Source organism: Microbacterium sp. AZCO (assembly GCF_039614715.1).
Lineage (GTDB): Bacteria > Actinomycetota > Actinomycetes > Actinomycetales > Microbacteriaceae > Microbacterium.
This window is the reverse complement of the sequence record NZ_CP154857.1, coordinates 3,912,134-3,925,408: the sequence shown is the minus strand read 5'-3', so window position 1 is coordinate 3,925,408 and position 13,275 is coordinate 3,912,134. Positions and strand designations below refer to the sequence as shown.

The 13,275-nt window shown below is 70.9% G+C and carries 6 protein-coding genes; 1 reads left to right on the top strand and 5 read right to left on the bottom strand.

Annotation, left to right across the window (positions count from 1 at the left end; translation table 11 throughout):
* Positions 1 to 5 precede the first annotated feature (5 nt).
* The 3 genes from AAIB33_RS17850 to AAIB33_RS17840 form a co-directional block, all read right to left on the bottom strand.
* Entirely contained in the window at positions 6 to 1,151 is a 1,146-nt protein-coding gene (locus AAIB33_RS17850; RefSeq protein WP_345801297.1) for a peptidoglycan-binding domain-containing protein, read from the bottom strand.
* Positions 1,152 to 1,369: 218 nt separating this feature from the next.
* Positions 1,370 to 7,246, bottom strand: coding sequence for a toxin TcdB middle/N-terminal domain-containing protein (locus AAIB33_RS17845; protein ID WP_345801296.1), 5,877 nt, complete (start codon positions 7,244 to 7,246; stop codon positions 1,370 to 1,372).
* 11 nt (positions 7,247 to 7,257) lie between these two features.
* A complete protein-coding gene (locus tag AAIB33_RS17840) occupies positions 7,258 to 10,707 on the bottom strand; it encodes a hypothetical protein (protein WP_345801295.1) in 3,450 nt (1,149 codons plus the stop codon).
* Positions 10,708 to 10,897: 190 nt separating this feature from the next.
* On the opposite strand from AAIB33_RS17840, the gene AAIB33_RS17835 reads away from it, so the two are divergent.
* Positions 10,898 to 11,755 carry an aldo/keto reductase gene (locus AAIB33_RS17835; protein WP_345801294.1) on the top strand — a complete coding sequence of 286 codons (858 nt, stop codon included), beginning with the start codon at positions 10,898 to 10,900 and terminating at the stop codon, positions 11,753 to 11,755.
* A gap of 60 nt (positions 11,756 to 11,815) precedes the next feature.
* On the opposite strand, the gene AAIB33_RS17830 is transcribed toward AAIB33_RS17835, so the two are convergent.
* Both AAIB33_RS17830 and AAIB33_RS17825 read right to left on the bottom strand, forming a co-directional pair.
* On the bottom strand, positions 11,816 to 12,271 hold the full coding sequence (locus AAIB33_RS17830) for a hypothetical protein (protein ID WP_345801293.1): 456 nt from the start codon (positions 12,269 to 12,271) through the stop codon (positions 11,816 to 11,818).
* Between the two features lie 28 nt (positions 12,272 to 12,299).
* Positions 12,300 to 13,205 (bottom strand): L,D-transpeptidase, encoded by a 906-nt coding sequence (locus tag AAIB33_RS17825; RefSeq protein ID WP_345801292.1) that lies wholly within the window; start codon positions 13,203 to 13,205, stop codon positions 12,300 to 12,302.
* Between the last annotated feature and the right edge of the window lie 70 nt (positions 13,206 to 13,275).

The window sequence follows — 13,275 nt, the reverse complement described above, 5'->3', positions numbered from 1 at the left end:
TGGGCCTACTGCGCGGGCGTCTCCTCCGGCGTCTCCTGCTCGGGCTCCGGCTCGGCCGTCGCGCTCGGCGACGCGAGCGACTCCTTCAGCTGGGCGATCGCCTGCTCGAACGCGGCGAGCGTCGCGGCGTCGACCGCACCGGTCGGCTCGACGCCGAGCTTCGTCTGGAACTCCTTCACGGCCTCGGTGAGGGCGGGCGTCCAGATGCCGTCGACGGGGCCGGTCCAGAACCCGAGGAGCTTCAGCGTCTGCTGCACGGCGGCCGTCGAGGCGACGGACGCGTGCGCGGCGGCGCCGCCCTTCGCGGCGAGCTCCGCCTGGAGGGCCTCCGCGGTGGCCTTGTCGACGGTTCCCGTGACGGGGAGACCGTTCGCCTTCTGCAGATCCTCGACAGCCTGGACCGTGAGCGGACCGTAGATGCCGTCGACGGGTCCGGTGTAGTAGCCGGCCGTCGTGAGCTCCTGCTGCAGCGCCGTCGTGTACGTGCGCACGGCCTCCTCGGCGGCCTGCTGGTTCTCGTCCGCGACGCACCCGGCGTCGACGAAAAGCCGCAGCCACGCCATCTCGAGGGCGACGGCCGCGCTGTTGAACTGCTCCGACGCGGCCTTGAGGGGCGTGTCGTCGGTGATCCCGCCCTGCGCGTCGGCGAACTGCGTCTCGGCCTGCTTCACGCGATCGACTGTCGCGGCGGGCGCGAGGGGCGTGCTCGTCGGCGCCTCCGCCGCGTCCGCGGGCTCTCCCGTCTCGCCGCTCTGCGCCTTCGCGAGGGCCGCCTGAGCGTCGGCGAGATCCTGCCGGGCGGCGTCGAGGGCGCGGCTCGCCTTGACGGCCGCCTCCGCGCCGTCGAAGGCATCCTGCTGCGGCTGGGCGAGGTCGGAACCCGCGTCCTTCACATCGCCGACGGTCGGCGCCGTGTCGGTGAGGACGTCGCCGTAGCGGTCGAGCGCCGTGATGTACGACTTGCTCGAGTCGCAGAACTGCTTCGACGCGGCCGCGAGTTCGTCCTCGGCCTTCGAGACGGCCTTCTCCTTGGCCGACACGCGCGCCTGCGCGACGTCGACGCTGCTGAGGGAGCCGGAGCATCCGGCGAGCGCGACCGCCGCGAGGGCGATCGAGGCGAGGGTGGTGGCGAGGAGTCCGGGCTTCCTCATGCGAGCACTCTTCACGGCGTCTCCGATTCTGAGCTGAGGTGTGCGCTCATCATGGCAGGGGAAGGCCAACTGGGCCGTGACATTCGGGCGTACGCCGTGATTTCTCGGGACGCCCCGGGAGGAGATGACAGTTCGGGAGGATGCCTCGCGGCGCGCCCCTCCTCCCGAAGCGCCATCCCCTCCCCGAGCGACACGAGCGCGGAGCTGCAGCCCGGGCGTCACCCCCACATCGGGATCGTCGGCCTCCCGGGCCGGTTCGCGTGGCTCTCGGCGATCTTCTCGCCGTAGTCGTCGGCGCCCAGGCCCACGACGTTCTCCCCGATGAGGTCGGCCAGGCCGAACGCCGTCCCGAACGCCGCGAACGCCAGCGTGTGGCCCGTCTCGTGGGCGACGAGCGCGTCGTAGCTGCGGTCGGGATCGCCGTCTTTCAGGTGCGCGGGATCGATGAACACGAAGTGGCCCATGTCGAACGCCGTCCCGTTGCGGATGGCGCCGCCGACCATGACGAGAGACCCGGTCTTCCAGTCGATGCCGAGCTTGTCGATCTTGAGGGCATCCACCTTGTTGAGGGTGACGCCAGCGAGGATGAGGTTGACGGCGTAGAACGCCAGGCCGAGCGCGTTGACGGCCCACGACATCGGCATGAGCCAGCTCGTCCAGCCGAGGATGCCCTGGTACACCGAGTTCTTCGCGACGCCGTCGAAGGTCGCGAGGAAGTTGATCACCCCGAGCGCGACGCCCACGACGGGTCCGAAGATCGCGGCCGCGAGCACGCCGTTCATCCCCGCGTTGAAGCCGATCATGAACCCGCGCATGAACTGGCCGAAGCCCGAGTTCGGGTCGACGGCGCTCGCGACGATGTACGAGATGCCGGTCACGACGAGCCCTGCCCCGATCGCGAGGCCGATGCCGATGAGGACGCCCGCGATCCCGCCCGTCGCGACGACGGCGGCGACGATCAGCACGCCGACCACGATGCCGACGACGACCCCGGCGACCGATCCGACGAAGCTCCAGAACGACAGCCCGTCGACGTCGACCTTGTCGCTCGGGTCGTTCGCGACATACGCGTACAGATGGAGGGATGCCGGGGCGTGGAGGAACTTCTCCGGCTGGTACAGCGCCAGGAGGTCGGGCGTCAGGAAGCGCCCGATGGACGGCGCGTAGTAGCGGCGCCGCATGTAGACGAGCCCGCTCTCCAGGTCGACGGGATGCAGCCCGTACGTCTGGTGCGCGACCGCGCCATCCTGCGCGGCGGTGGTGCCGAACGGGAGCACGTCGACGGTGCCGGCGCGCTCGCCGGTGGCATCCGTCACGAAAGCCGTCGTGCCGACGCTCGCGCCGTCGTGCAGCCACGTCGTGCCGTCGGGGCCGATCACCGCGACGCGCAGAGCGCCGACCGTCACGAAGAGGGTGCGGCGGTCGTCCTCGACGACGGCGTGCTCGAGCACGAAGCGGCTCGTCGACACGGTGCCGTCGGCGGCCGTCACGCTCTTCGTCGTCCGCAGGCCGAGGTGGTCGTAGCCGTACTCCGCCATGACGCCGGCGTCGGTCGTCAGGCCGATCAGCTCGTTCTTGGCGTTGTACCGGTACTGCTGGCCGGGGAGCGACAGGAGGTTGCCGCCGAGGTCGTGCGCGACGACGAAGGCGGGGTGCCCCTGCGCGACGACCGAGGTCAGTCGGTCTCCCTGCGCGACGGTGTAGCCGAGCGCCACGGCGGCCTCGTCGTTGGTCACGAGGTTGCGGCCGGTGTAGGCGTACGAGTGGGCGGAGCCCCCGGCATCCGCACTGCCGATCAGCTGGCCGAGCGGGTCGTAGCGGTAGTCGCGCGTGCGCCCGCCGGGCGCCGCGTCGGCCGCTGCGATCAGCTGGCCCCCGGCGTCGTGATCGAAGGCGATGTCCTCCAGCACGGCTCCGGCCTTCGAGAGCGTGCGCCGGTGCCGGAGCGACCCGGGGCCGGGCCCGTACTCCGTCGTCGTCACGACGCCGTTGGCGTAGGCGATCCGCGTCGCGAGCCCGCGCGCGTCATGCTCGATCGCGTCGATGACCCCGTGGATGCCGGCGAGCCAGCCGTTCGCCGTGAGCTCGTTCTCGATCCGCCTCCCGTCGGTGTGCACGACGGCGGTCTGCCGTCCGACGGGGTCGTACTCGAAGCCGAGCGTCTCCGGCTCGGCGACGCCGTCGAAGGCATGGATGCGCGTCGTCAGGCGCCCGGCCGCGTCGTACTCGTACCGCTGCGACCCGCCCGCGTACTCGACCGACGCGAGGCGGCCGAGCGCGTGCTGCGCGGCCGTGTCGTAGACGTAGGACTCGAGCGTCGTCGCGCCCTCGGCGAGCCGGAGGAGCCTGCCGGCGTCGTCCCAGTCGGCGGCGAGGTCGTGCCCCGAGCCGTCCTTCGTGCGCACGGGCTTGCCGCGTCCGTCGTACCAGACGGTGCGCACGCCCGCCTCGACCGAGGTCACCGAGAGCCGGCATCCCCGGCGGTCGTAGGTGTACGAGAACTTCTCGCGCACGCCGTCGCCGACGGCCGTGAGCTCGCCCGCGGGGCCGATCGTGTAGCGCGTCTCCTCCAGGACGTCGCCGGCGTGCAGCTCGGCCACGCGGACGACCCTGCGCAGGGCGTCGAACTCCTCGCGGTGCGGGGTGTCGGCGCGTCCGCGGGCGATCGCCTCCGCGGAGGAGTCGTTCGACACCGCGTCGCGCGTCTCGACGGCGAAGGCCTCGAAGGTCGCGGTCGAGACGCCGCCGCCGTAGTCGACGCAGCGCACCACCCGTCCGATGCCGTCGTACTCGAAGGTGCGCGATGGCCGGCCCGCCGTGTCGACGGGCGCGAACGCGAGAGCGGCGGCGAAGGTCGGCTCGAACTCCTCGGCGGGATCGCCCCACGGGTTGCGGCGGACGACGCTCGACACCACGACCTGGCCGGGCGTCACGGTGGTGCGCACCTGGAACTCCTTGCCGGTGCCGTCGTAGTACGCGACGTTGTCGGCGTGGCTGCCGTCGGCGAGCCGGATGCGGGTCGTCCTCGAGTGGGGCACGGTCGTCTCGTCGTACGAGTACGACGCAGCGGGGTCGTCGATGTCCTCGCCCGGCAGCGCCGAGGCGAGCGCGCGGCCCTGTGCGTCGTAGCGGAAGACCGTCGTGGATCCGTCGGCGAGCGTCGTGCGCAGCAGCTGGCCCGTCACGGGGTCGTACTCGAAGGCGGAGTGGCCGAAGGCGTCGTCGAGACCCGTGCGGAACAGCCCCGCATCGTCGAAGGTGAAGCGCGTCGAGACGCCCAGGGGGTCGAGCGATTCGACGGTCAGCCCGCGCGCGTCGTAGCGGGATCGAGACGGCGTGCTGAAGACCGCGGGGGTGCCGTCGACGTCGGCGTCGAAGCTGTAGCCGAGGGCCGAGGCATCCATCCCCGCGTACTGCGCGTCGAAGTCGGCGCGACTCAGCACGAGGGCGTCCTGGCGGGTGCGCAGGCCGCGGTCGGCCTGACCGAGCGGAAGCCCCGTGAAGTCGGCGCCGTCGTAGTGGATGCGCTGCTCGTCGAGGAGCGCTCCGGCCCCGTCGCGGAGGACGGTGCGGCTCGGGTGGTCGACGAGGTACCGCGTGTCGCTCCGGGCGTACTGGGTCTCGCGGACGAGCACCATCTCGGGCACGGGAGCACCGCCCAGGATGCCGGCCCCGGTCTGCACCTCGCGCACGACGTTGCCGACCTCGTCGTACGTGTACGTCTTGCGTTCGGTGCGCATATCGTCGCCGCGCTCCGAGTCGTCGATGCGGTGTTCGTCGGCCCGGACGAAGACGCGCTGCCGGCCGTCGTCGAACTCGTCGAGCACGGTCAGCCCGTGCAGCGTCGTCTCGACGCGGTAGGGCCGGCCGGCGGAGGGGCCGCCGTCGTCGGAGTACGTCTCCACCGTCGCGAGCAGGCCGTTGAGCGAGGCGTGTCCGGGCCCGTTGCCCGGCACGCGCTCCTGCGCCATGAGGAACGTGTGCACTTCGCGCACGGTCGCCCGGCTGTCGTCGCCGACGGTCAGCCTCTCGGTCTTCCGGAAGCCCTGGAACTGCCGCGTCCGGGGCTCGAAGTGCGCCTCGTGGTAGCGGTACTGCACCTCGGTGCGCCGGCCCGAGACGGCATCCGTCTCGACGACCGCTGCCACGACCGTGTACGGGAACGGGAAGTTCGTCGTCCACGCGGCGTCGCGGTCGGCCTCGCGATCGCGGATGAGGTCGTCGACCGCTGCCCGGTAGGTCAGCTCGGCGACGAGGCCGGAGCCGTTGTCGCTCGAGCGCAGCAGGTAGGCCGGCGGGATGCCGGGGGCGCTCCACCGCACGTAGGCGGACCCGCGATGAACAGGCGTCGACCAGACGAGGCCGGCCGCAGGGCCTCCGTCCATGTTGACGGCCCGGACGCTGCCCGCCGTCGGCACGGGGCCGATCGGCCGAGTCACCGGGGATGCGAACCCGATCCCGTTCCGGTTCAGCGCGACCGTCACTCCGTGCGCGTCGAGCACGACGAGATCGGCGCAGCCGTCGCCGTCGAGATCGACGAGCAGCACCTCCGACGCCGCCCGCGGCAGCCGGGGCGCATCCGCCATGACGACCCGCGCGCCGAACCGGCCGTCGCCGAGGCTCGGCCAGTACTCGACGCTCCCCGACCGCACGCGCACGAGGTCGGCCGCGCCGTCTCCCGTCATGTCGGCGAAGTGCACGTCGCCGGAGGTCAGGTCGACCCCCGCGATGTCCGGCGACAGCGCGAGCACGGCGTCGGCCCAGCCGTCCTCGCCGCGGTTGCGCCACCACCTGAGTCCGCCGCGCGTCGCGGCGACCGCGTCGATCGCGCCGTCGCCGTCGGCGTCGAGGAGGCGCAGAGAGCGGTCGCGCCAGGACGGCGTCGCGCTCGTGCCGGGGTAGGCGACGAAGCGATCCCATCCCGCCCGCCCGCCGTTGCGGTAGAAGCCCTGCGCCGCGTTCGTCGCCGCGACGACGAGGTCGGCCGTGCCCGATCCGTCGATGTCGACGAGCGCGAGCCCCGCCCGCTGGAACGACGAGACAAGGGGCGTCCGCGGCACAGGACGCGGCCGACCGAACCGGCCGTTCCCGCGGTTCGGCCAGTACGTCTGCCGGCCGTCACGAGTGGAGAGGATGCCGGGCAGCGGCGCGTCGTCGAGAGTGACGAGCGCGACGTCGGGGTCGGTCAGCGGGGGCGGCGGGGCGCCGTCGGCGTCCATGATCGACGGGCGGAACGCCCCGAGGTCGAAGCCGGAGTAGGCGTACGTCACCGTCGGCCGGGTGACGTCCTGCGAGCCGTCCGCCGCGTCGCCGCGTGCGACGAGCCCGACGCTCGTGAGCAGTGACACTCCGCTCCCCGGTGCGATGTCGTACCCGAACGACCACGTGCGGATGACGCGCTCGTGCGCGCCGGGGTCGAGCACGAGATCGGCGCGGCTCGCGCGCAGCGCGACCCACCGGCTGAACCCGAGCCGCCCGTCGTGGCGGGCATCCGGGCGATCCTCATAGGTGAAGCGCACCTCGTAGCGTGCGTAGCGCACCGAGGCGAGGTAGACCTGACCCCGGTCGCGCGTGTAGCCGTAGTCGATGCGGTTGCCGGAGGCATCCCGAGTCGTCTGAAGGAGCCATTCGAGCGGGCGATCGGGATGCTGCGGGTCGGCGACCCGGAACTCCTCGGTGACACCGAGCTCGTGGGTCGTGCCGTTGCGGTCCTCGATGAGCCATCCGTCGCCCGTGCGGGTGTAGCGCGAGAATGCGGCCTCGCGAAGCGCCCCGAACAGACCGGCGCCCAGCGGCACGATCTCGGCACCGCCGTCGAGGAGGCGGTCCGTCGCCGTTCCTGTCGGAGTGCCGTGATCGATCGCGCTGCGGATCGACCGGGTCGGGAGGATCCAGCCGAGCCCGAAGGGTCCGAGACCCGCGTTGTGGTTGTACTCGATCGACAGCTGCGGCTTCTGGCCCGCGACGCCGTCCGGCAGGAGGAGCGTGTAGTTCGAGGTCGCGGTGCCCGTCGAGAGATTGACGTCGAATCCCTGGCCTGCGCCCGACGCCGATCCGGTGCCTCCGGGCGCGGAGGTCTGCTCTGTGGCCGACATGGCGCGTCCGTTCAGGCGTAGTCGAACGTGTACTCGAAGAACACGAGCACATCGCCGAGCTTGTCGGGGTCGAGGGCGCCGTCGGTGACGAGGCCGGGGTTGTCGGCGGCCGAGATCGTCACCGTGAGGACGTCGAGCGCGCTCTTTCCGCGCAGCGCTCGCAACGGCGACGCAGCGGCGCTGTCATCGGCGACGCCGTCGGCGTCGGTCGTGAGCGACATCTCGCCCGCGTTCGCCGACGTGAGGGTGAGGCTCACGCCGCCGCCACCCGATCCGGTGATCTTGACGCTCGCGCTCGTGCGCACGGCATTGCGCTGGTTCGCGGCGAACAGGGACGCGTCGATCGTGAGCTCGCCCTCGCCCTTGTTCACGAGGTAGAAGAGCTCGTCGGGGAACGACATCGCCATCGAGACGGCCCGCGACGCGCTCCCGGTCGTCGGCAGCGCCGCCCGCACCTGCGTCTCGAGCGTCGGATCGAAGAATCCGTCGTAGTAGAGGCCGATGTGCACGTCGACGATGTCGGACAGGTCGAAGTCGTTCGCGGCGGCGGGCAGCTCGAGCTGCCACGAGGTGGCGACGCCGTTGTTCTCGAACAGCCGCAGGTCGTTGGGGCTGAACGGGAAGACGAGCGCATCGGCGCGCAGGTCGAACTGCGAGAGCACCATGACATCGGCGGGATAGTGCCGCTCGACCACTGTGCCGTCGACCGCGCGGAAGCGCGAGACGCCGACGTTGCGGAGGGTGCCCGACACCGTCGTCGCCGACGTGACGCCGATGAGCGTCACCTCGACGCTGCGCAGCTTCGCGAGGTACAGCCCCGGCTGCAGGCGATCGAAGTCCTCCAGCGCCGTCTCGAACATCAGCACGCCGCTCGAGGCGAACGAGCTGAACTGCACGGGATAGGCGTCGGCGAGGCTGATCGTCGTCTTGATCGGCTGCTTGCGCGTCTTGGTCGTCGTGACGAGGTCGTACGTGAAGTAGTCGACGTCGGCGAGCAGCAGGTCGGCGCCCATGAGGTTGCCCGACGACGTGTGGCCGTAGTCGTACTGCACGGCGTGGATCTCGCGGCCGGTCTCGGCGTTGTAGGCCCGCTCGGTGAGGAACGCCATCTCGGTCGCCATGTCGAGGTACCGCGTGCGCAGCCGCTTGGCCTGCGCCGCGAGGTCGTACCAGAGCTGCGCGCCGAACTCCTTCATGTCGAGGAAGTCGCGGTTCTGCTCGGCGTACTTCTGCTGCAGCTGGGCCACGACGACCCGCTGCTGCGCCGTCGCCACCCGCGCGAGCGCCTGGCCGCGCTGAGCCTGGGCGACGGCGGTGTACGCCTGCGCCGACGCGATCTCGCGCCCGAGCCGGTTCGCCTCGAGGTCCTGCGAGAGCCGCGTGCGCTTGTAGGCGAGCTCCTTCAAGACGACGCTGCGCCGCTTGTCCTTCGAGTTGTACGCGTTCCCCGTCCAGGTGAGCAGCACTTCGTCGTCCTTGTCGACCGCCGCGGCACTCGCCCACGCCTCGGCCTCGGCGAGTCCCAGCAGCTCCCAGCGATTGTCGTCGAAGTCCTGCTTGGCCTGCTTCGCGTTGTTCAGCTGCACGTTCGCGTAGTTGATGCTCGCGTTCGCGGCATCCACTCCCCGCTGCGCTTCGGCCACACCGCGCTGCTCCAGCACGACGGACTGCCGGGCGACGTCGGCCTGCTGCGCGAGCTGGTCGCGCTGCAGCTGCTCGTTCTCGGCCTGGCTCTTGAACTGGATGTACCGCTGCTCGGCCTGCGACGCCTGCTGCGCGAAGTAGCGCGTCGTCGTCTGCAGGTATTCGAAGCTGAAGGGCGGGAGGTAGTCGGGAGCGAAGCCGAAGAAGTTCAGACCGGCGGCGATCTGCTGCAGCCGGGTGAGCGCCTGCAGCACGATCGAGGTCAGGGCGGGGTTGTCGTCGTGCGCGACCTTGTCGGCCGCCGCGAGGAACGCCTCCATGCGAGTCCGGATGCCCGCGAAGCTCGCGTCGGCATAGAGGGCCGAACCGCCCGGCACCGTGCCGTCGCCCGCGACGATCTGCTCGTACGCCTCGCGCGCCGCGTCGTACGCGGCGAGGTCGTCGCGCGCCTCTCGGTAGGCCCGATCGCCCTGATCGAGGTACGCCTGCGCGAGCCGCGTCCACAGATCGACGTTCTCGACGGTCTGGTTGATGAGCGGATAGACGAGGATGCCGCGATACGTCGCGATCGCCTCGTCGAGGTCGCCGAGCCCCGCGAGGCAGTCCCCGATCGCCATCGGGATCGTGAAGAAGTACATGTGCGGCAGGTACGCCACGATCTTCGTCGGGTTGACCAGATACGCCGAGATGAGCCGCAGGTCGGTCGCCTCCGCGTGCGACTTCAGGAAGGACCGCATCTTCGTCGGCGCGTCGCCGTCGAGCTCGAGGGCGATCTGATCGGCGAAGCCCTGCGCGACGAAGGTGCGCACGCCGGCGGCCTGGCCGATGACCTGCGAGGCGATCAGCTGCGGCTGAGCGACCATGTCGGGCGCGGCCACGGCGACGGCGGCTGCGGCATCCATCGCCTCCTGCGGCTGGAAGGCGCCGCCGAAGCGCTGCACGCGTGCGAAGCGCGCCGCGCGTCCGAACGCGACTCCGTCGGCGCCTGCGCCCTCGGGCGCCGCCGCGAGCCGGAAGACGAGCGGGTTGAGATTGTTGGTCGCGCGCAGCTCGTCGGCCTGCCCGCTGAACTTCGTCGCGAGGTCGGCGTTGCCCGCACGCCGGGCGATGCCCGTCGCGACGTCGAGCGCCGTCACCTGCGCGTCGGGCGGCGCGCTCTTGGCGGCCTTGAGGGCATCCTGCGCGAACTGCAGCGCGACGTCGGACTTCCCTGCCTTCTCGTTGAGGAGCGCGATGTCCTGCAGCATGGCGGACCGCACGATCTTCTCCCCCGCCGGCACCTCGTCGAGCGCCGCGGTGTACTGGGCGAGCGCCCCCTCCCAGTCCGAGGCCGCCGCCAGCGCGGCACCAGAGGCGACCACGGGGCCCACCGTCGCCTGGAACGACGAGACCCGGATCGGCGCGGCGATGAGGTCCTTCGAGATGGCCTCGGGCAGGACGTTGACCTGACTGGCGATCTCGGCGGGAAGGTTGAACCGCTTCTCGGGCGCGGCGTTGAGCACCTTCACCGCCTGCGACCCGATCAGGTCGATGAGCGAGACGTCGAAGGGGAACTTCCACCACACGGTGTTGGGGTCGACCGGCAGCTGCGGATTGACCGTGTTGAGGATGAGCGCCTGCAGCTCGCGGAACGATCGCAGGGCGAGCGCGTACTCCTCCCGATGCAGCTGCTCCTGGCCCTGCAGGAAGAGCGACGAGACCGTCCGCTCGAAGACGGTCTCAGGTGTATCCGCCTGGTAGACGGCCAGGCTCTTCACCTGCTGATAGGTGCCCACGAGGTGGGTGTAGCGGAGTTCGGAGACGTACGTCGGTTCCATTGCGGCCCCCTGGGTGTGCGGTTCGGTCCACCAGTGAAGAGCGCGTCGCCGCCGTCCTGATACGACGGAATGCGGGATGTTGTGAAGTTGCGGGCGGCCGTCGATCGTCTTCGTTCGACGAAGCAGTAGACGAGAGGGCTCGGCGGCTCGAAAATCAGAGCATCATCGCTGCCCGAGCGAAGGAATGACCATGGTGACGAGCGTCGCGCTCTCGAACGGACTCAGGATGCCGCAGCTCGGCCTCGGCGTCTACCTGGTGACCGACATCGCGGTCTGCGAGTCGAGCGTGCTCGCCGCCCTCGCCTCCGGCTACCGGCTCATCGACACGGCGACGGCCTACCGCAACGAGCGCGCGGTGGGACGCGGCATCCGCTCCTCCGGCGTGCCGCGCGAGGACATCTTCCTCACGACGAAGCTGTGGCCCGCCGACTTCGGCTACGACAAGGCGCGCGCGGCGATCGCCGCGTCGCTCGACCGGCTCGACTGCGGCCACATCGACCTGCTGCTGCAGCACCAGCCCGTGGGCGATGTGAAGGGGGCATGGCGGGCGATGGAGGAGGCCGTCGACGAGGGCACCGTGCGCGCCATCGGCGTCAGCAACTTCACCGTCGCCGACCTCGAGGCGCTGCGGCCGCACGCGCGCATCCAACCCGCCGTGAACCAGGTCGAGCTGCATCCGCACTGGCAGCAGCCCGAGCTGCTCCCCTACCTCGCCGCGCACGACATCGTCGCCGAGGCCTGGTACCCCCTGGGCCACGGTGCGAAGAAGCTGCTCTCCGAGCCCGCGATCGTCGCCGCCTCCGGCGCGCACCGCAAGACCCCCGTGCAGGTGATCCTGCGCTGGCACGTGCAGCGCGGCTTCGTCGCAATACCCAAATCGACGAACCCGGCCCACATCGCCGCCAACATCGACATCTTCGACTTCGAGCTGACGGCAGCCGAGATGGCCGCGATCGACGCCCTCGGCAAGGACAGGCCCATGTTCCGGATGCCGCGCTGGCTGATGTCGGCGGTCATGCCGCTCGCCCGGCCACGGCCGCTCCCGTAGGCAGCGGAACGCCCGGGTCGACCCGCTGCGCGCGGGGTCACCGACGCGTCTGAGCCGGGGTCAGCCGACGCCCCGCAGCACGCAGAGGGTCGTCGGGGCGGGAGTCAGCTGCGCCGTGACCGTCCAGTCCTCCGACTCGCCTGCGGCGACGTCGACCTTCGTCTCACCCGTGCCGATCACGGTGCCGCCGTCCGTCGTGAAGAAGATCGTGATCGTGTACGCCGTGTCGGCATCGCCGGGGTTGCGCGCGGTGCCGCTCGCCGACCAGCCGCCGTCGGCGGCCTCGCACGCCGACACCTGCACATTGGCGCGCAGCGCGGGCGTGTTGGCGACCTCGGTGGGCACCTCGGTCGCCTGCTGCACGCCGTCGGGGAGTCCGTTGACATTCGTCGCGGTCGCCGACGACGTCGTCGGCGTCTCCTCCTGCTCACCGGCGGTGCATCCGGCGAGAGCGAGCGCTCCCAGCAGAGTGAGGGCGATCGCCCAGCGGCCGCGTCGCGCGTGCGTGCTCGTCATGTCTCCGAGCATCTCCTGTCAGACGTGGTCACTCGACGATCGAGACCGGCGTGCCGAGCGGGAGCCGGTTGACGGCGATGATGGCCTCCTCCGGGAGACGCACGCAGCCGTGCGACACCGCACCCGCGTTGTCCGGGTTGTAGTGGATGCCGATGAGCCCGCCGTCCTCGCCTTCGTATGGCTCGTCCGCGGCCGACGAGTGCAGCGACGTCAGCTGGATGGGGTACACGTCCGCTCCTTGTGAGGCATCGAGGTAGCGCTGCTGCAGGTATCCCGTCACACCGGTCGGGGTCGGCGTCTCGGGCGTCCCGACCCCCACGTCGAAGCTGACGTCCGGCGACCCAGCCCGCTTGATGGTGAGCGTCTGCCCGCCGGCGCTGATGACGATCTGGTCGTTCAGATCTGCGATGCGATGGAGAGCGGATGCCGCGACCCACCCCGCGCTCTGCGCGGGCGCCGATCCGGCCGAGGCAGAGGGCAGTGACACCCGGGCGGGCGTCAGCACGAGCATCCAGGCACCCTCGGACCCCACCACGACGACGGTCGACGGCTCGTCGAGGAAGTCCTTCGCCGGGAACCGGGCGACGGCGGTGCGACGGTCCGACCCGAAGATCGCCGCATCCTCCGTCAATTCGTAGCGGCCGATGACGGTCGTGACATCGCCCGTGAACGCAAGCAGCCCGCCGATGACGGCGTCGTAACGCACGGCGGGGAGTGCAGCGACCTGCGCCGCCGTGAGCACGGGCACAGCGGGGGCTTCCGAAGAGGAGGAGGAAGAGGATGCCGCCGGCTCCGCGGTACCGCCGGACTGCAGACCGGGGAGCACGAGCATCGTGAGCATGATCGAGAGCGCGACCGCCAGCGCAACGGCCAGCGCGACTCCGACACCCGCCCACTCGCGTCGCGGCGGGGGTGAGCTCGGCGCATCCGTCACGTCGTCATTCTCCCGTGATCGCGCTCACCCCGAGACCAGCGGCGGCTTCGGCTGCGGCGCTGCGTCAGTC

Excerpts from the sequence above, each read along its gene's own strand:
- AAIB33_RS17830 (WP_345801293.1), bottom strand. The coding sequence starts at position 12,271 with ATGACGAGCACGCACGCGCGACGCGGCCGCTGGGCGATCGCCCTCACT.
- AAIB33_RS17840 (WP_345801295.1), bottom strand. The coding sequence starts at position 10,707 with ATGGAACCGACGTACGTCTCCGAACTCCGCTACACCCACCTCGTGGGC.
- AAIB33_RS17845 (WP_345801296.1), bottom strand. The coding sequence starts at position 7,246 with ATGTCGGCCACAGAGCAGACCTCCGCGCCCGGAGGCACCGGATCGGCG.
- AAIB33_RS17850 (WP_345801297.1), bottom strand. The coding sequence starts at position 1,151 with ATGAGGAAGCCCGGACTCCTCGCCACCACCCTCGCCTCGATCGCCCTC.
- AAIB33_RS17835 (WP_345801294.1), top strand. The coding sequence starts at position 10,898 with ATGGTGACGAGCGTCGCGCTCTCGAACGGACTCAGGATGCCGCAGCTC.